The organism is Dactylosporangium sp. CS-033363 (assembly GCF_050942475.1).
GTDB lineage: Bacteria > Actinomycetota > Actinomycetes > Mycobacteriales > Micromonosporaceae > Dactylosporangium.
Map to the genome: position 1 here is coordinate 1,007,358 of NZ_CP192032.1, position 18,403 is coordinate 1,025,760.

The 18,403-nt window shown below is 73.2% G+C and carries 14 protein-coding genes; 7 read left to right on the forward strand and 7 right to left on the reverse strand.

Annotation, left to right across the window (positions count from 1 at the left end):
- Positions 1-9: 9 nt before the first annotated feature.
- The gene (locus ACQPZ4_RS04715) at positions 10-1,248 is read right to left on the reverse strand and encodes a sensor histidine kinase (protein WP_433056485.1); all 1,239 of its coding nucleotides are present in this window, start codon (positions 1,246-1,248) and stop codon (positions 10-12) included.
- Positions 1,249-1,361: 113 nt separating this feature from the next.
- Between ACQPZ4_RS04715 and ACQPZ4_RS04720 the strand changes: the two genes are divergently transcribed.
- The 3 genes from ACQPZ4_RS04720 to ACQPZ4_RS04730 are packed head-to-tail and all read left to right on the forward strand — an operon-like array spanning position 1,362 to position 5,508.
- Positions 1,362-2,117, forward strand: coding sequence for an ABC transporter ATP-binding protein (locus ACQPZ4_RS04720; protein ID WP_433056487.1), 756 nt, complete (start codon positions 1,362-1,364; stop codon positions 2,115-2,117).
- Positions 2,114-4,432: an FtsX-like permease family protein gene (locus ACQPZ4_RS04725; protein ID WP_433056489.1), complete on the forward strand. Its 2,319-nt coding sequence runs from the start codon at positions 2,114-2,116 to the stop codon at positions 4,430-4,432. Before ACQPZ4_RS04720 ends, ACQPZ4_RS04725 begins: the two co-directional genes overlap by 4 nt.
- A gap of 38 nt (positions 4,433-4,470) precedes the next feature.
- Entirely contained in the window at positions 4,471-5,508 is a 1,038-nt protein-coding gene (locus ACQPZ4_RS04730) for a 4-hydroxy-3-methylbut-2-enyl diphosphate reductase (protein ID WP_433056490.1), read from the forward strand.
- Between the two features lie 1,028 nt (positions 5,509-6,536).
- Here ACQPZ4_RS04730 and ACQPZ4_RS04735 read toward each other — a convergent pair.
- Positions 6,537-7,712, reverse strand: a complete 1,176-nt coding sequence (locus tag ACQPZ4_RS04735) for a DNA recombination protein RmuC (RefSeq protein WP_433056492.1) — start codon at positions 7,710-7,712, stop codon at positions 6,537-6,539.
- A gap of 10 nt (positions 7,713-7,722) precedes the next feature.
- Between ACQPZ4_RS04735 and ACQPZ4_RS04740 the strand changes: the two genes are divergently transcribed.
- A complete protein-coding gene (locus tag ACQPZ4_RS04740) occupies positions 7,723-8,532 on the forward strand; it encodes a hypothetical protein (RefSeq protein WP_433056494.1) in 810 nt (269 codons plus the stop codon).
- A gap of 168 nt (positions 8,533-8,700) precedes the next feature.
- Entirely contained in the window at positions 8,701-9,051 is a 351-nt protein-coding gene (locus tag ACQPZ4_RS04745; protein ID WP_433056496.1) for a hypothetical protein, read from the forward strand.
- A 75-nt stretch (positions 9,052-9,126) separates the two neighbouring features.
- Here the strand turns inward: ACQPZ4_RS04745 and ACQPZ4_RS04750 are convergent, their stop codons facing one another.
- The 5 genes from ACQPZ4_RS04750 to ACQPZ4_RS04770 form a co-directional block, all read right to left on the reverse strand.
- On the reverse strand, positions 9,127-10,932 hold the full coding sequence (locus ACQPZ4_RS04750) for a tetratricopeptide repeat protein (protein WP_433056498.1): 1,806 nt from the start codon (positions 10,930-10,932) through the stop codon (positions 9,127-9,129).
- A 186-nt stretch (positions 10,933-11,118) separates the two neighbouring features.
- Positions 11,119-12,903, reverse strand: coding sequence for an ABC transporter ATP-binding protein (locus ACQPZ4_RS04755; protein WP_433056500.1), 1,785 nt, complete (start codon positions 12,901-12,903; stop codon positions 11,119-11,121).
- A 47-nt stretch (positions 12,904-12,950) separates the two neighbouring features.
- Positions 12,951-14,642, reverse strand: a complete 1,692-nt coding sequence (locus ACQPZ4_RS04760; RefSeq protein ID WP_433066243.1) for an ABC transporter ATP-binding protein — start codon at positions 14,640-14,642, stop codon at positions 12,951-12,953.
- Positions 14,643-14,762: 120 nt separating this feature from the next.
- Positions 14,763-15,203, reverse strand: coding sequence for a methylated-DNA--[protein]-cysteine S-methyltransferase (locus ACQPZ4_RS04765; RefSeq protein WP_433066246.1), 441 nt, complete (start codon positions 15,201-15,203; stop codon positions 14,763-14,765).
- Positions 15,204-15,247: 44 nt separating this feature from the next.
- The gene (locus ACQPZ4_RS04770) at positions 15,248-16,651 is read right to left on the reverse strand and encodes an AlkA N-terminal domain-containing protein (protein WP_433056502.1); all 1,404 of its coding nucleotides are present in this window, start codon (positions 16,649-16,651) and stop codon (positions 15,248-15,250) included.
- 86 nt (positions 16,652-16,737) lie between these two features.
- Between ACQPZ4_RS04770 and ACQPZ4_RS04775 the strand changes: the two genes are divergently transcribed.
- Both ACQPZ4_RS04775 and ACQPZ4_RS04780 read left to right on the forward strand, forming a co-directional pair.
- Entirely contained in the window at positions 16,738-17,304 is a 567-nt protein-coding gene (locus tag ACQPZ4_RS04775; RefSeq protein WP_433056504.1) for a hypothetical protein, read from the forward strand.
- 85 nt (positions 17,305-17,389) lie between these two features.
- Positions 17,390-18,349 carry a helix-turn-helix domain-containing protein gene (locus ACQPZ4_RS04780; protein ID WP_433056506.1) on the forward strand — a complete coding sequence of 320 codons (960 nt, stop codon included), beginning with the start codon at positions 17,390-17,392 and terminating at the stop codon, positions 18,347-18,349.
- The last annotated feature ends 54 nt before the right edge of the window (positions 18,350-18,403 follow it).

The following is an 18,403-nucleotide window of genomic DNA, read 5'->3' on the forward strand; positions in this document are numbered from 1 at the left end:
CGAGAGCGGTCACAAACCGCAAGGCAACTCCACGTGTACCACCGTAGGCCCCCCGACGGGACTCGCCAGCGCCACGGTCCCGCCCGCCGCCGCGACCCGGTCCGCGAGCCCCGAAAGCCCACTGCCACGCGCCGGATCCGCGCCCCCGCGCCCGTCGTCGCGCACCTGCACCGTGAGCCGCCCCGCCGACACCGACGCCACCACCCGCGCCCGCGACGCCGCGCTGTGCTTGGCCACGTTGGCCAGCGCCTCCACGACGACGAAATACGCGCACGCCTCCACGGCCCCCGGCAACCGCTCCGGCAGCGCCGCGTCGACCTCGACCGGCAGCGGCGCCCGGTCCGCGACCTCGCGCAGCGCCGCATGCAGCCCCCGGTCCGAAAGGATCTTCGGGTGTACCCCACGAATCAACTCCCGCAACTCGCCCAGCGCCTCCTTGGCCAGGTCGTGCGCCTGCGCGACCGAGGCCGCGGCCGGTGAGCCGGGCGGCAGCTCCAGGCGGGCCAGCCCGAGCTGCATGCTCAGCGCGAGGAGGCGCTGCTGGGCTCCGTCGTGCAGGTCCCGCTCGATGCGGCGCCGCTCCACCTCGAACGCGTCGACGAGCCGCGCGCGGGAGCGGGCCACCTCGGTCAGTTCGGCGTCCAGCTCCATGCGCGGGCCGAGCACGGCCTGCGTGATCGCGGCGCGGGCGGCGGCCCAGGCGCTCAGGGGGTACAAGAGGAGGATCCCGAGGACGATGCCGAAGAACGCTCCGAGGATGGGCAGCGACCGCGGGGTGTCGTCGTTGATGTAGAACGGGCCGCCGACGAGCGCGCCGACGATGTAGACCCACAGCGCGACGACCATGCCGTCGAGCCAGCACAGGGCCGTGCACATGAGCATCGTGTACCCGAGCTCGCGCCACGTCGCCGGCTCCCACAGCCGCGTGGTGACCCAGGCGCGCAGGCCGGGGCGGTCGGGGCGGCGGTGCGGGTCGCTGAGCCGCACGTCGTCCACGAGCCGCAGCCGCCGCCGCTCGATGCGGGCCACCACGATGCCCGACAGCGCCGCGGCCAGGAAGCCGGCCAGCCCGATCACGCACAGGGTCAGCGCCGCGCCGCCCGCCAGCAGGCCGAGCAGCACCAGGCCGGTGGCGATGCCGAGCAGGCCCCCCGAGGACAGGTACAGCAACGCGCGCCACGGCCACCGCGAGGTCAGGAACCGCCGGGGCGGCAACCGCAGCGCGTCCATGACAGAGCGGGGGCGCATGCTGCCGACCGTACCGGCGAAGGATGGAAAGCGCGGTAGTGCTGGCGTTACCCGCAGGTCTCACCGCCGCGCGACTGTGCCGGAGGGCTGGACCGGCTTCGATCGACGGTGTGATGACGACCTTGCAGACGCACCAGGCGGTCGAGCTGTGGTCCGTGACCCGGCGCTACGGCGCGGGCGAGCACGCGGTGACCGCCCTCGACGACGTATCCGTCCAGTTCGCCCCGGCCAGCTTCACCGCGGTGATGGGCCCGTCCGGCTCCGGCAAGTCGACGCTGCTGCACTGCGCGGCCGGGCTCGACCGGGCCACCGCCGGGCGGGTGCTCATCGACGGCGTGGAGCTCGGCCCGCTGTCCGAGAAGGCGCTCACCCGGCTGCGGCGCGACCGCGTCGGCTTCGTCTTCCAGGCCTTCAACCTCGTGGCCGCGCTCAGCGCCGCGCAGAACGTCGAGCTGCCGCTGCGCCTGGCCGGCCGCCGCGCCGCGCCCGGGCAGGTCGCCGCGGTGCTGGCCGAGGTCGGGCTGGCCGAGCGGGCCGGGCACCGCCCGAGCGAGCTGTCCGGCGGCCAGCAGCAGCGGGTGGCGATCGCCCGCGCCCTCGTGACCGCGCCCGCCGTGCTCTTCGCCGACGAGCCGACCGGCGCGCTGGACAACGCCGCGTCGCGCGAGGTGCTGCGGCTGCTGCGCACCGCGGTCGACCGGCACGCGCAGACCGTCGTGATGGTCACCCACGACCCGCTCGCGGCCGCGCACGCCGATCGCGTGCTGTTCCTGGCCGACGGGCGGATCGTCGACGAACTGCGGGAGCCGCGCGGCGCCGAGCAGATCGCCGCCCGGATGGCGCACCTGGAGACGGGAGTGGCGCGATGAGCCTGGCGATGCTGCGGTACCGGTGGAGCTCCTTCTTCGGCACCTTCCTCGCCCTCCTGCTGGGCGTCGCGGTGCTCTCGGGCAGCCTGTCGCTCTGGGCCGCCGCGCAACCGCGCGTGCCCGACGCGCTCGCCGGGGCGCCGATCCTCGTGGCGGCGCCGCGGTACGACCCGCCCGAGGGCGGCTTCCCGACCTATCGGCCCTGGTCGGACGCGGAACTCGGCCGGCTCACCACCGCCCTCGCCGCGGTCCCGGGCGTCGCCGCGGCCGTCCCCGACCGCCCGTTCTACGTGCAGCGACTCGTCGACGGAGCGCCGGTGGGGGACCACCGCGACTCCCTCCACAGTGGACGTTCGTGGTCCGTGATGGCGGCGCAGCAGTACCGGATGCGGTCCGGCGCCGCCCCCGCGCGCGACGGCGACGTGGTGGTGGACGCCGCGCTCGGGGTCCCGGTCGGCGCGACGCTGCCCGTGGTGACCGCGGCCGGCCCCGCGACCTGGACCGTCACCGGCACCGTCGACCAGCCGGGCTTCTACGTCGCGGACGCCACCGCCGCGTCGCTGTCCGGCGGCGCGCGCTTCATCGCCCTGACCCTGGCGCCGCGCGCGGACGCGTCCGACGTCGCGGCCCGCCTGCCCGCCGTGCTGGGCGAACTCGGCGGCGTCCTGACCGGCGACGCGCGCGGCGCGGCCGAGCCCGAACGCGACCGCGGTACCCGCTGGATCGGCGCCCAGCTGATCATCGCCACGGTCTTCGTCGGCACCTTCGTCGCGATCTTCGTCGTCGCCTCGACCTGCGCGTTCGCGGTGTCCCAGCGCCGCCGCGAGCTCGCCCTGCTGCGCGCGGTCGGGGCCACGCCGGGCCAGGTGCGCCGGATGCTGCTCGGCGAGGCCCTGCTCGTCGCGCTCGCCGCCGGGGTGCCGGGCGCGCTGCTCGGGGCCGCGCTCGCCCCGCTGCTGGCCGGCCCGTTCATCGCGACCGGCCTGGAGCCGACCGGGTTCCGCGTCGGCTTCACCTGGTGGGCGCCCGCGGTCGCGCTCGGGATCGGCCTGGTCGTGGCCGTGCTCGGGGTCTGGCTCTCGGCCCGCCGCGCCGGCAAGGTCCCGCCGCTGGACGCGCTGCGGGTGGCCGCGGCCGAGCCCCGCCCGATGACCCTGGCGCGCTGGCTGACCGGCGGGGCACTCCTGCTGCTGGGAGCCGGTCTGGCGGTGCTGCTGCCGTCGTCCACGGCCGAGCAGAAGCCCACCCTGGTGCTGGCTTCCGCGATGGTACTGCTCGTGTCCGCCGCCCTCCTCGCGCCCGTCGTCGTGGTGCCGGTGGTGCGCCTGGTCACCTGGCCGGCCCGGCGCGGCGCCACCGGCCTGCTCGTCCGCGAGGGCGCGCGCGTGTCGGCCCGCCGCGTCGCGGGGACGGCCGCTCCCGTACTCGCCGCGGTCGGCTTCGCGGTCCTGCTGGTCGGCACGTATCAGACGGCGAACGAGGCCGTCGGCATCGAGGAGTCCGCGAAGATCCCGGAGTTCGCCGTGGCCGCGCGGTCCGGCGACAGCCCCGGCCTGTCCGAGGCGGCGACCCAGGCCCAGCCCGGGCGATCCGAGCTGCCCAGCACCGTGTACCTCGCGTCCGGGCGCCCGCTCGACGCCACCGGCACGAAGGTCGACGGCCTGATCGCGTCGCCCTCGCTGGGTTGGACGGCCGGAGATTCGGTGCCGCTGCGGTTCGCCGATGGAGTCGTACTGCCGGTGACGGTCGCCGCCGTCTCCTCCGAGCTCGCCGAGGACTCCGTGCAGCTGCCGCGCGGCCTGGTGCGCGCGCACGACCCGGCCGCGCTGACCGACGTGGTGTACCTCGCGGGCGACTTCGTGCCGTCACCCGGTGCGCAGCGGATGACGTCGCGCTCGTACGTCGAGCGCGAGGCCGCCGAGGAGGGCGATCTCATCCAGCTGTTCCTGACCGTCCTGCTCGGGATCTCGGTCGGCTACACGGCGCTGGCGGTGGCGAACACGCTGCTCATGGCCACGAACGCGCGCCGGCCGGAGTTCGTGACCCTGTCCCGGGCGGGCGCCACGACGGGCCAGACCGCGCGCGTGGTGGTGAGCGAGGCGTTGCTGGCGGTGCTGGTGGGGTCGCTGCTGGGGCTGGCGGTGGCGGTACCGGCGTTGTTCGAGGCCCGCGCCGGCCTGCAGGACGAGATCGGCGCGGCGGTGAAGCTGGTCATGCCCTGGGGAACGCTGGCCGCGGTGGTGGGCGCGTGCGCGGTGCTCGCGGCGGTGGCGTCGGCCCTGCCCCTGCGCCGTGGTGTTTCTCGAGCCATGTGATGGTGTGACCCTGGTCATGTCGCAAGGGCGGGGGCAGCTTGCGGGCAACGGGCGGGCAGGGCGGCGGCACGTACGATGGCGGGGTGACTGCTTCGAAGCGCGTCCTGCTCGCCAAGCCCCGCGGCTACTGCGCCGGTGTGGACCGCGCGGTCCAGACAGTCGAGGAAGCCCTCAAGCTGTACGGCGCGCCGATCTACGTCCGCAAGGAGATCGTGCACAACAAGCACGTGGTCAGCACGCTGCAGGCCCGCGGCGCGATCTTCGTCGAGGAGAACGAGGAGGTGCCCGAGGGCGCCACCGTCGTCTTCTCCGCCCACGGCGTGGCGCCCGAGGTGCACGACCAGGCCAAGGCCCGCTCCCTGCGCGCCATCGACGCGACGTGCCCGCTGGTCACCAAGGTCCACCAGGAGGCCCGCCGCTTCGCCGCGGACGACTACGACATCCTGCTGATCGGCCACGAGGGCCACGAAGAAGTCATCGGTACCACCGGCGAGGCCCCCGCCCACATCCAGCTCGTCGACGGCCCGGACGGCGCCGACAAGATCACGGTCCGCGACCCGTCCAAGGTGGTCTGGCTCTCCCAGACCACCCTCTCGGTCGACGAGACCCTGGAGACGGTCGCCCGCCTCAAGAAGCGCCTGCCGCTGCTCATGTCCCCGCCGAGCGACGACATCTGCTACGCCACCTCGAACCGCCAGGACGCCGTGAAGGCCATGGCCCCGAACTGCGACATCGTCCTGGTCGTCGGCTCCCAGAACTCCTCCAACTCCCAGCGCCTCCGCGAGGTGGCGGTGGACGCGGGCGCCAAGGCCGGCTACCTGATCGACTACGCCACGGAGATCCAGGAAGCCTGGCTCACGGACGCCACCACGGTCGGCGTCACCTCGGGCGCCTCCGTCCCGGACGAACTGGTCATGGAGGTCCTGGACTTCCTGGCCAAGCGCGGCTTCACCGATGTGGCCGAGATCACCACGGCGCAGGAGAAGCTGGTGTTCTCCCTGCCGCAGGAGCTCAAGCGCGACATGAAGGCCCAGGCCGCCGCCCGCTCCGCCGAGGTAGCCAAGACCCTCTCCTGACCCCGGGCCCCTCCGCTGCCGCCCGGCTCCCCTCCGCGAGGTCAGCCTCACCGGGGGCACCGGGCCGTGATGGGCGGCGGCCGGCACGCCAAGGCCGGCGCCGCCACAAGGAGCGGCGTCGCCTGTGGCCGCGTCGCGGCTGGGGTTGGGGTTGGGGTCGCCACGCTACGTCCGGCGCCGCCTGCACAGGCAGCCCACCACCGCCGTCACGCCGAACGGTGCGCGGCGGCGGGTCAGTGCGCTCGGCAAGGCCCCAGCCAATGTTGTGCTGGGCATCGGGCGGCCTGACATTTTCGTCCGGTGGGCCCCGGCCGCCGACTGCACGTCACGGCCGCCACGTCCGCGACCTCCTGGCCACGACGCGTTCGACCCTCCGCTGCTTCCGCTCGCGCCGGCCTTCGCCGCGGCGGTGCGGCCCGTGTGCCGTGGTGTCCCTTCGCCGCACGGAAAGTCCACCGAGCCGGGGCGGTCGGGCGCGATGGTGCAGCCCGCGTCAGGCCGACGTCGCCTGCTCCGGCCACGTCGCCGCGCCACGTCGCCGCGCCACGTCGCCGCCCCGCGTCGGCGATGCAGCGGTCCGGCCTATGGGCAGCACAGGAGCGGCCCGCGGTGCCCCGGCTGCGGTCGTGGGGCCCTTGACGCCTCGGCCGCGCGCGGCAACTGCGCGGCGCCAAGGCGGCGACCGAGGGTTATGCCTCCGCAGTGCTCGGCGGCCGACGGCGCTCGTGCGGCCCCGGCGACGGTCGTGCGGCGTCCCGGCGGTGGGCGGCAACCGTACGGGGCGCGGCGCCACGCGGCGACCGGCGATTGTGCGGTCCGCGGTGCCCCGGCGGTGGGCGGCAACCGTCGGGCGTGCGGCGCTCCGGCGGTGGGCGGCAACCGTGGGGCGTGCGGCGCCAACGCGGCGACCGGCCATCGTGCGGTCCGCGGTGCCCAAGGGGCCGGCGAACGTGCGGCCTGCGGTGCCCCAGCGGGCGGCGGCGCCCGAGCGGCCTGCGGCGCGCCCCCAGCGGCGGGCGGTGTGGCAGCTACTTGGGCGGCTCCTCTCGTAAGGCGGCCAGCAACGCCTCGTACTCGTCGTCGACCAGTTCCGGGGCCTGCAGCTGCCGCGGCGTAGCCTCCACCTGCGGCGGCGTGGGCAAGGCGTCGCCGCTCACGCCCAGTTCGGCCAGGCGGCGGGCGCTCACCAGGACGCGGGCCTCCAAGGAGCCGACCGCGCGGTTGTACGAGGTCACCGCCGTCGTCAGGGACGTGCCGACCTTGGACAGGTGGTCGCCCATGGTGCTGAGCCGGGCGTACAGCTCGCGGCCCGTCTGGTGGACCGCAAGGGCGTTCGTGGTCAGGGAGTCCTGGCGCCAGGCGTAGGCGATGGTGCGCAGCAGGGCGACCAGGGTGGCCGGCGTCGCCAGGATCACGTTGCGGGCGAAGGCGTGGTCCAGCAGCCCCGGGTCGTGCTGCAGGGCCGCGTCCAGGAAGGTGTCGGCCGGGACGAAGAGGACGACGAACTCCGGGGCGGGCTCGAAGGCGGTCCAGTAGGACTTGGCCGACAGGGACTCGACGTGGGCGCGGACGTGCTTGGCGTGCTGGGTCAGGCGGGCGGCGCGGGTCTGCTCGTCGGGGGACTCCAGCGCCGCGAGGTACGCCTCCAGCGGGGCCTTGGCGTCCACCACCACCTGGCGGCCGCCGTGCAGGCGGACGACGAGGTCGGGGCGGACCACGCCGTCCTCCGTCGGCGCCGTGACCTGCTCGTCGAAGTCGCAGTGTTCGAGCATGCCGGCGGCCTCGACGATGCGGCGCAGCTGCTGCTCGCCCCAGCGGCCGCGGACGGTCGGTGCGCGCAGGGCCGAGACCAGGCGTTTCGTCTCGGTGCGGAGCTCGCCGGAGACCTCGTGCATGGCGCGGACCTGCTCGCGGAGGGACTCGTAGGCGCCCACGCGGTCGCGCTCCAGCTCGGCCACCCGGCGCTCGTACCGCAGCAGCGCCTCGTGCAGCGGCGCCACCGCGTCGGCGACGGCGTCCTGGGTCTGGCCGCGGGCCTCCAGGGTCAGGCTGCGCAGGGAGGCCTCCAGGCGCGCCTCGCCGTCCCGGGTCGCCTGCAGCGTCGCCTCCAGTTTGGCCAGGTCGACGGCCGAACGTGAACGGGCGACGTACCAACCCAGAACAGCACCCAACAGCAGGCCGATGATCAGTAGGACGAGATCCACGGTATTCAGCATGCCGCAGGGGTATGACAGAAACCGGTACCGTCGAAGGCATGAGTTACTCGTCCTGGTTGGAGTGGTGACGGTGTTCGGCTTCGGGCGCAGGAAGCGTGAAGCGCAGCAGCTGGCCGATGCGCGGGAGGAGGCCCTGCGCTGGTACGAGCGCCTCGGCGGACAGCTCATGAACCTCTCCGGCGACGAGCCGGCGGTGAAGCAGGCCCTCGTCGACGCGAGCGAGCGATACAACGCGGCCGGTGGACAGCTCGAGCGGTCGACCACGCTCAAGCAGTACGAGCTGGCCCGGGAGTCCTCGCTGGAGGGCCTGGCCTACATCCGGGCGGCCCGCACCGCGATGGGGCTCGACCCCGGACCCGACATCCCGCCGCTCGCGGGCGCCCGGGCTGGGCAGATCACCAAGGAGCGCGAGGTCGACGTCCAGGGTCACTCGTACCGCGCGAGCCCCCAACCCAGCAATGCGACCCCCTACTACTACCCGGGCGGCGCGGTGGCCGGCCGCGGCGTGCCCGGCGGCTGGTACTCCGAGCCCTGGTGGAAGACCGCGCTCGTCGCGGGCGCCTGGGGCATCGGCTCGGTGCTGGTCTTCGACGCGCTGTTCGACAACTCGTTCGGCGACCACGGCTACGACGCCGCGTACAACGCCGGCTTCGACCAGGGCCAGGACCAGGGCTTCGACCAGGGCTTCGACCAGGCCATGGACGACGGCGGCGGCGATGGTGGCGACGGCGGCGACTGGGGCGGCGACGGCGGGGACTGGGGCGGCGACGGCGGCGGCGACTTCGGGGACTTCGGCGGCGACTTCTAAAACAGAAGCAACAAGAGTTCTGAAAACGGAAGCCGGCTCCGGGCAGGCCACGCCCGGAGCCGCGCGCTCAACGAGCACAAAAAAGCCGTTGCCGGAAGCTAAATGTCTGACCAAACGCTGTCGGGCACGTGATCGAGCCGGGGCGCAAACGGACCTAGCGTCCCCGGCATGTTCGGATTCGGCCGGAAGCCCGGCGCCAACGCGGTCACCGCCCGCGGCGAGATCGTGCGCGTCGACTTCGGCGCGAAGGGCAACTTCACCGTGCGTGTCCTGGTCATGCCCGACGACACCGCGTCGTTCGAGGCCGACATCAAGGTCAGGCTCCGTGGTACCGCCGCCCCGATGATCGGCGAGGAGACGTGGGTCCGCTACGCGCCCGGCCGCATCGACTTCGATCGCGACCGCATCAAGGACCGCAGCTACGACCGCGTGCGCACCAATCCGAGCCTGCAGAACGTGGTCGACACGCTGTACCGCCACGGAGATCCACCGGTCAGCGTGATCGCCACCGCACGGTGAGCAAAAACCGGCATATACGATAAATCCGATATGTCGCGGCGCGCCAGCGCCCGACATATCGTGATCAAAAGCGCACTAGTACCGGGTCTGAGCGCCCCGAAGTGCACGCTCCGCGAGAGCCAGGTCAGAGGCGGCCGCCCGCGCGAACGGACTGGACGCCCCCAGCAGCTCCGCATAGACAGCCTGGGCCGCCCGGTACTCCGTGATGGCCTCATCCAGCCGCCCGAGATCGTGCAGCACGCTCGCCAGCCGGTGCCGCGACACGGCGGTGTCCAGATGGACCGGGCCGAGCAGGCGCAGGCGGCTGCCCAGGACCGCCCGGTGCTCCCCCTCCGCGTCCGGCAGGCGGCCCGCGTGGTGCAGGGCCGACGCCAGCAGGCTGCGGCTCATCAGCGTGTCGCGGTGCTCCGGGCCGAGCAGGCGGGCGCGGGCGCGCATCACGGTGCGGTGCTCGTCGATCGCGCGGTCGAGCTCGCCCATGTCCTGGTACACCTTGGCCAGGTTGCTGCGGCTGATCAGCGTCTCCTGGTGGTTGGCCCCGAGCACGCTCGTGCGCGACTCCAGGACCCGCTGGTGCTCCGCCTCCGCGCGGTTCAGGTCGCCCAGCTGGTGGTAGATCGTGGCCAGGTGGCTGCGGCTGGTCAGGGTGTCCGGGTGGTCCTCGCCGAGGATGCGCACCCGGGCGGTCAGCGCCTCGTCGCACTCCACGAGCGCCTCGGCCAGCCGGTCCAGGTCGCGCAGCACCGTCGCGTGCTGGTCGCGGGCCGTCAGCGTGTCCGGGTGGTCCCAGCCGAGGGCGTGGGCGCGGGCGTCGACGATCTCGCGGTACGCCTCCTCGGCCTCTTGCAGTTGACCGCGCCAGTGCAGGTCGGTCGCGCGCTGCCAGGTCGCCGAGTCGTCGTAGACGCGCGGGGCGGGGGAGGGGCGGCGGCGCGGCTCCGGGGCCGGCCACTCGACCGGGTCCTCCTCGACCACCGGCTCGGCCTGCGGCGAGCCGTAGACCGTGGACGACGTCATGTGCGGGTACACGTCGTCGTCATCGTCCATCCGCTGCGCCTGCTGCTGCGGAATGGGGGGAGGCGGCGCCGGTGGGGGAGAAGCGGGGCGGGTCGGCATGCGCACCGGCTCGTACGTCGGCGGCTCGTCGTAGGGGGGCTCGACGTCATCGAGCAGCGGCACGTCGATCGGGGACTCGTGGTCGCGCCGGCGCAGTTCGCGGCGCAGCGAGACGATCGCGTCGGAGATGGCGTCCGAGTGGTCGCCGATCCGCCAGGCCACCGCCGCGACCGGGCGGTCCAGCGACGTGCTCAGCTGCCGCACCGAGCCGAGGATCGAGTCGTCCGGCGAGGCGTTGACGATGACCAGCGCCGCCTGGAACGAGGCGGTCGGCCCGACCAGCAGCGCCTGCAGGGTCGCCTGCATGCGCGCGATCGAGAAGCCGGTGCCGGCCCGGATGTCCACGATGATGTGGGCCTCGGACATGGCGATGGGGCCCAGGAAGTACCCGAAGACGGGCTGCAGGCGCTGCCCCTCGCGCCCGGCGGCCTCGTAGAGCGCGGCGTTCGCGCCCTCGTGATAGGCGATGGCCTGCGGGGCGTGGCCGCGGATGAGCTGCACGAAGCGGTCGTACGCGCCCTCGGCGTCACCCTCCTGCTGGGCCTTGCCGGCCGAGGCGAGCCGCTCCTCGCGGTCGGTGGAGCGGACGTTGATGATCCCGCCGGACAGGCCCGCGAGCCCGACCAGGACCCCGGCGCCGACCAGCGCGGCGGCCCCCGCGGTGCTGCGGAACTGCACCGTCGTCAGCACGCCCAGGCCGACCAGAGCCAGCCCGACGAACACGACGAGAAATCGGGTCTGGCCACTCCAGCGTCCGCCAGTCATCGGTCCTCTTCATCCGCGCCGTATCAGAGTCGTGGTCACGTCCTAGAACAACCGAGACGACCCTCCATAGATCCTTAGCGTGACGAGAATCCTCCCACGAACCGCTGTATCCACGGTAGATCGACGGCGTGAACCCCGCCATTCATGCATTCCAACCCGGCGAACTGTCAAGTTCCCGACAAACACTCATTGGAGCGAGTCACGCCATTGGGCGTGCAACTCGGCGTACTGCCCACCCCGGTCGATCAGCGCCGAAGGCGGCCCGTCCTCGACGATCCGCCCGCCGGACATCACGAGCACGCGGTCGGCGATCTCCACTGTGGACAGGCGGTGCGCGATGACCAGAGCCGTGCGCGACGCCAGGATCGTGCGCAGCGCGTTCTGCACCGCCCGCTCGCTCGGGATGTCCAGCGAGGACGTGGCCTCGTCGAGAATCAGCACCGCGGGGTCGGCCAAAAAGGCGCGCGCGAACGCCACGAGTTGGCGTTGTCCGGCCGAAAGGCGTCCCCCGCGCTTGCGTACGTCGGTGTCGTACCCGTCGGGCAGTGCTCGGATGAATGCGTCCGCGCCGATCGCCGCCGCGGCCGCCTCCACCTCGGCCCGCGTCGCGTCCGGGCGGCCGAAGGCGATGTTGTCGGCCACGGTGCCGGAGAACAGGTAGTTCTCCTGGGTCACCATCACCACGGCGCGGCGCAGGTCGTCCTCGGAGATCGCGCGCAGGTCGACGCCGTCGAGCGCGACCGCGCCGGCCGTCGGGTCGTAGAAGCGGGCCACGAGCTTGGCCAGGGTGGACTTTCCGGCTCCGGTCGCGCCCACGAGGGCGACCGTCTGGCCGGCCGGGACGAACAGGTCCAGCGGGGGCAGCACGGGGCGCCCGGCGTCGTACCCGAACTCGACGGCGTCGAACGTCAGCTCGCCCCGCGCCGCGGCGATGCGCGTCGGCGACTGGGCTTCCGCGACCGATGGGGGCTCATCCAGTACAGCTGCCAGCTTTTCCAAGGCCGCGGTGGCGGACTGCAGGGTGTTGTAGAACTGCGACAGCTCCTGCATGGGCTCGTAGAACCGGCGCAGATAGAGCAGGAACGCGGCCAGCACCCCGACCTCGGTCTGCCCGTGCAGCACCCGCCAGCCCCCGTAGGTCAGCACGACCGCGATGGAGACGTTGCCGATCATCTTGATCGCGGGGGAGTAGGTCGCGACGAGGCGCTGCGCGTGCAGGCTGGCCCGGCGGAAGTCGTCGTTGACGGCGCCGAAGATCTCGTCGTTGCGCCGCTCGCGGCGGAACGCCTGCACCGCGCGGATGCCGCCCAGCGACTCGACGAAGTGGATGATGACCAGCGCGATCGTCTCGCGGGTGCGGCGGTACGCGCGGGCGCTGGCCCGCTGGAACCAGCGCGAGAGCCAGACCAGGAACGGGAACGACGCGAGCGTGACCAGCGCCAGCGGCAGGTCCAGCCACAGCAGGATGCCGGCCACCGACACCACCGAGAGCGCGGCGAGCACCAGGTCGTCCAGCGCGCCGTCGGCGAGCTCGGAGATGTTGTCCACGTCGCTCGTCAGGCGCGCGATGACGCGGCCCGAGGTGAACCGCTCGTGGAAGCCGATGCTCAGCCGCTGCAGGTGGTTGTAGACGCGGGTGCGCAGGTCGAACAGCACCGCGTTGCCGACGCGGCCGGACATGGCCAGAAACGCGCGCCGGGTGCCGAACTCGGCCAGGGTGGCCACCCCGAACAGCACGGTGACGAGCACCAGCGCCGGCGGGTGCCCGATGCCGCGGTCGATGCCGAGCTTGACCAGGTACGGCCCGGCCATCCCGGCCAGGTTCTGGGCCAGCAGCAGCGCGACGAGCACGCCGATCGCGGTGCGGTGCGGGCGCACGAGCGAGCCGAGCAGGCGCCGGCTCGCGACGCGCTCGGTCGGGTCGGGCTCCTCCGCGGCCGTACCGCGCCACCGTTGAACGTCAAGCGCCACGCAGCACCTCGCGTTCCTCCACGGCCCTACCGCGCCACCGTTGGACGTCAAGCGCCACGCAGCACCTCGCGATAGCCCGGACACGTCGCCAGCAGCTGCGAGTGGGTCCCGATCGCGGCCAGCCGCCCCTCGTCGAGGAACGCGACCCGGTCGGCCAGCGCGATCGTCGACGGCCGGTGTACCACCAGCAGCGCCGTCGTCCCCGCCAGCACCGTGGCCAGCGCGGACTCGACGAGCGCCTCGGTGTGCACGTCCAGGGCGGACAGCGGGTCGTCCAGCACGAGCACCCGCGGCCGCCCCACGACCGCGCGGGCCAGGGCGAGGCGCTGGCGCTGCCCGCCGGACAGCGACAGGCCCTGCTCGCCGATGCGCGTGTCGAGCCCCCACGGCAGCTCGTACGCGAACTGGGCCTGCGCGATCTCGAGCGCCTCGGCGATCTCGGCGTCCGTCGCGTCCGCGCGGCCGAGCGTCAGATTCTCGCGCACGCTCATCGAGAACAGCGTGGGGTCCTCGAACGCGGTCCCCACGATGCGGCGCAGGGCGTCGAGTCTGATGTCCCGGATGTCGTACCCGTCGATGCTGATCGACCCCGCATCCACGTCGTACAACCGGGGCACGAGCGACACCAGCGTGGTCTTCCCGCTGCCGGTCAGCCCGACGATCGCCACCGTCTCGCCCGGCTCCACCTCCAGGTCGATGCCCCGCAGGATCGGCCGGCCGGGCTCGTAGCCGAACCGCACGCCGGAGAAGCGCAGCCGGCCCTCCACAGTGGACGGCGAGACCGCGGCCGGACGGTCCACGATGGACGGCGGGGTGTCCAGCACCTCGTAGATGCGGACAGAGGCGCTCATCGCCTCCTGCGCGTTCGCGATGATCCAGCCCAGGAGGTCGATCGGCCAGACGAGCATCACCTGCAGCGCCACGAACGCGACCAGCGTGCCGACGGTGAGCTCGCCCCGCGACACCTGCACCGCCCCGCCCACCAGCACCACCGCGAGCGTCACGTTGGGCACCAGGTCGAACTGCGCGAGCGTGCGCGCCACCATGCGGCTCTTGCCCACGCCGAGGTCGTGCACGTGGCGCGCGCCGCCGGCGAAGAGCGCGCTCATGTGCGCGCGCCGGCCGAACGCGCGGATCACCCGGATACCCTGCGCGGACTCCTCGACCCGGGTGGTCAGGTCGCCGATGGAGTCCTGCAGCTCGCGGGAGGCGGCGAAGTACCGCGCGGTGAACCGGCGCACGATCAGGAACAGTGGGATCGCGCTGAGCGCCACGAAGACGCCGAGCGGCCAGTACAGGTGGATCAGCAGGCCCGACACCGCGACGTACGTGGCCAGGTTGAGCACGAAGAAGAACAGCCCGAACGACAGGAACCGCCGGATCGAGGACAGGTCGGCGGTCGCGCGCGAGAGCAGCTGGCCGGACTGCCACTTGTCGTGGAACTCGATCGGGAGGCGCTGCAGGTGCGCGTACAGGTCCTCGCGCAGCCGGGCCTCCATGCCCACCGACGACGCCGACTGCGCCCACCGGCGGACGAAACTGAGCACACTCTCGGTCATCCCGAGCAGGATCGCCAGCCCGCCGAGCAGCAGCAGCCCGCGGGTGTCGCCGTGGCGCACGGGCCCGTCGACGACCCGCTGGATGAGCAGGGGGATCGCGAGGCTGGCGGCGGTGGAGGCGACCGCGGCGACCATCGACCAGGCGGTGAGCGCGTAGTACGGCCGCAGGTACACCCGCATCCGCCACAGCGCGTGCGCCTTGCCGCTGGACCGGCCACTGGACCGCCGCGCCTGCGGGGGCGCGGCGGTCGTGGGCATCACTCAAAAGTACGTGCCCGTTACATTGGTGCCAACCGATATTCAGATGGCTTCATGATCGAGCAGCCAGCGCTTGACCGGCAGCCCCCAGCGGAACCCGCCGAGCGTCCCGTCCAGGCGCAGCACGCGGTGGCAGGGCACGAACAGCGCGGCGGCGTTGGTCGCGCACGCCGACGCGGCCGCGCGCACCGCCGCGGGCCGGCCCGCCCGCTCGGCGAACTCGGTGTAGGTGACCGGTTCGCCCGCGGGCACCTGCCGCAGCACGTCCCACGCGTGCGCGATGAACTCGCCGCCCCGCTGGCGCACCGCGACGCCGTCGATCGCCTTGACGTCACCGTCCAAATAGGATTGCAGAGCCTTCAGCGGTACTCCCGGATCGCCCCGCTCCTCGGGCGTACCCGAGAGCCTGGCGAGCCGCATGAGCTCGGCCACGTCGGTCGTCCAGCCACTGGCCAGCACCGTCTCGTCGGGGTCGGTCAGCATCGTGAACGGGCCGGCGGGGGTGTCGGTCGTGGTGAAGTACACGGTCACAGCATCCTCCAGAGTCGAATGGCGGCGTAGGACCGCCAGGGCCGCCAGCGCTCGGCGTGCGCGGCCAGGGTCTTCGGGGTGTCGGGGAGCCCGGCGGCCTTCGCGCCGCGCAGCACTCCCAGGTCGGTCGGCAGGAAGGCGTCGGGATCGCCGAGGGCGCGCATCGCCGTGTACTGCGCGGTCCAGTCCCCGATGCCGGGCAGTGCCTTGAGCCGCTCGACGGTCTCGTCGCGGTCGCTGCCGCCGTCGAGGTCGAGCTCCCCGGACGCGACCGCGGCCGCCAGCCCGCGCAGCGTGCGCCGCCGGGCCTCCGGCATCGCGAACGCGTCGTCGGGCAGTTCCAGCAGCTCCTGGGCGCTCGGGAACAGCCCCGCGTCCGCGGCGATGAGCTTGCGCAGCACCGTGCGCGCGGCCGCCACCGAGATCTGCTGGCCGACCACGGCCCGCACGGCGATCTCGAACCCGTCGGTGGCCCGCGGCACCCGCACGCCCTCCTCCTTGAGCACGCTCGGCGCGAGCGCCGGGTCGGCCCCGAGCACCGCGTCGACGGCGGCCGGGTCCGCGTCGAGGTCGAACAGCCGCCGGCAGCGCGCCACCGCCGGGGCGAGGTCGCGCAGGTCGGCCAGGTGCAGGGTCGCGGCGACGTGGCCGACCTGCGGGGCCAGCGTCACGCGGCCGGTACCGTGGGGGAGCCGCAGATTTCGGTGGTACCCCTCGTCGTCCAGCGCGTCGATGCCCGTCACCGCGCGGTCGCCGAGGAACGTGAGCAGCGCCTCGGCGTGCAGCGGCGCGCGGTACGGCAGCCGGACCGAGACCACTCCCTCGTCCAGCTCGGGTTGGGTGCGCCGCTCCCGCAGCTGCGACGGGGTGCGGCCGTAGATCTCCCGGATCGTGTCGTTGAACTGGCGCACGCTGCCGAACCCGGCCGCGAACGCGATGTCGGCCAGTCCCAGCCGGGTCGTCTCGATGAGCACCCGCGCCGTCTGCGCGCGCTGGGCCCGGGCCAGGGCGAGCGGCCCCGCCCCGACCTCGGTGGCGAGCATGCGGTGCAGGTGGCGTTCGGTGTACCCGAGCCGCCCCGCCAGCCCCGGCACGCCGTCGCGGTCCACCACGCCGTCGGCGATCAGGCGCATCGCGCGCCCGACCACGTCCCCGCGCACGTCCCAGTCGGGCGAGCCCGGGGCCGCGTCAGGCCGGCAGCGCAGGCAGGCCCGGAAGCCCTCGCGCTGCGCGGCCGCGGCGGTCGGCAGGAACCGCACGTTCTCCCGCTTCGGCACGATCGCCGGGCAGGACGGGCGGCAATAGATCTTGGTCGACTTGACCGCGGTGACGAACACGCCGTCGAAGCGCGAGTCACGGCTGGTCGCCGCCTTGCGGCAGGTTTCGAAGTCGAGTTCCACGCCATCCATCCTGCCCCGCCCCGGACCCGTCGACTGGCGGGTTTCGGACGTCCATGTTCCGGGCCGTACCACCTAATCTGGTGGCCATGACTGAGCACGAGGCCACCGAGGGACTCGAGGCCGCCGACCACGGCACCTCGCACGCCGGACTGGGCGCGGCCGATGAGGCCAACGAGCCGCGGATCGTCCAGGTGCACGGCGAGCACGGCGAGACCATCTACGCGCTGGACCAGGACGGCGACAACGTGGCCGACGCGGCCGCGTACGACGACGACAACGACGGCGTGATCGACCGCATCGCGATCGACACCGACGGCGACGGCACGCTCGAGACCGAGCTGCGCGATCTCGACGGCGACGGGCGCATCGACGCCGTGTTCGTGGACACCGACGGCGACGGGCACAAGGACGTGGCGGCGCTGGACACGGACGGCGACGGCCGCTTCGACCGCGTGATCGTGGATTCCGACGGCGACGGCCGGATCGACACCGACATCCGCGACACCAACCACGACGGGTCGGCCGACTGGGTGGCCCGCGACGAGGACGGCGACGGCCGGCGCGATTACGTGGTGACCGACAGCGACCACGACGGCACGTTCGACACCGTCCATTACGACGACCCCAAGAACAATCCGTTGGCGCAAGCCTAGAAAGCTTTCCGGCGATTGGAAGATCGGCTTACGAATCGGTGGCCGCCCCTCGTCACGGGCGGCGGCCGTTCGTAGGCTGGCGATCATGTCCGAGGACACGGAGCTGCTGGATCCGGCCGAGCAGAGTGTGTACCGGCTGCTGGTGCGCCTTGCCGTCGCCGGCGCCGACGACCTCGCCGACCGCGCCGACATCCCGGCCGCCGAGGTCACGCGGCTGCTGGAGTCGCTGCGGGCCAAGGGCCTGGCGCGCGGTGGGCCGATCTTCGAGCCGCTGCCGCCCGACGTCGCGCTCGGTGACGCCCTGCTGCGCCGGCAGCGGTCCCTCGACTCGGCGCGCCGGGTGGTGGCCGGGCTCACCGAGGAGTACCGCGCGACCTCGCGCCGCCGCATCGCCGACCACCTCGTCGAGATCGTGGTCGGCGCGGCCGCGCTGCGCGAGCGGCTGCGCGACATGCAGGAGTCGGCCCAGGACGAGATCCTGTGGTTCTGCCGCGTGAACCCGATCGCGATGAGCGGCCCCGACAACGTCGAGGAGGGCACGGCGCTGGCGCGCGGGGTGCGGTACCGCGCGATCTACGAACGGGCGCTCATCGAGATGCCCGGCGAGCTGGAGGGCATCTCGTCCTCCGTGCGCCGCGGCGAGCGGGCCCGCGTGGTGGAGGCGCTGCCCGTCCGGCTCGCGATCGCCGACCGCAGCATGGCGATCTGCCCGCTCGTCCCGGACCACGAGCGCGACCTGGGTGAGCCGACTGCCGCACTGGTACGCCGCAGCGAGCTCCTGGACGCGCTCGTCGCCCTGTTCGAGAGCGTGTGGGAGCGCGCGACCCCGCTGCTCGACGGCGACGCGGGCGACGACCCGCTCGGGGCCGACCGGCTGCTGCTGTCGCTGTTCGTGGCCGGCTTCCCCGACAAGGCCATCGCGTCGCAGGTCGGCGTGAGCAAGCGCACAGTTCAGCGGCGCCTGGAACGCCTCATGCTGTTGGCGGGCGTCGATACGAGGGCGGGCCTGGCGTTCGAGGCGGGCCGGCGCGGGTGGCTCGGCTGAGCTGGGTCCTGAGTTCGGTGCCGCGGAACGAAACAGATGTCCACATCGCGCCAT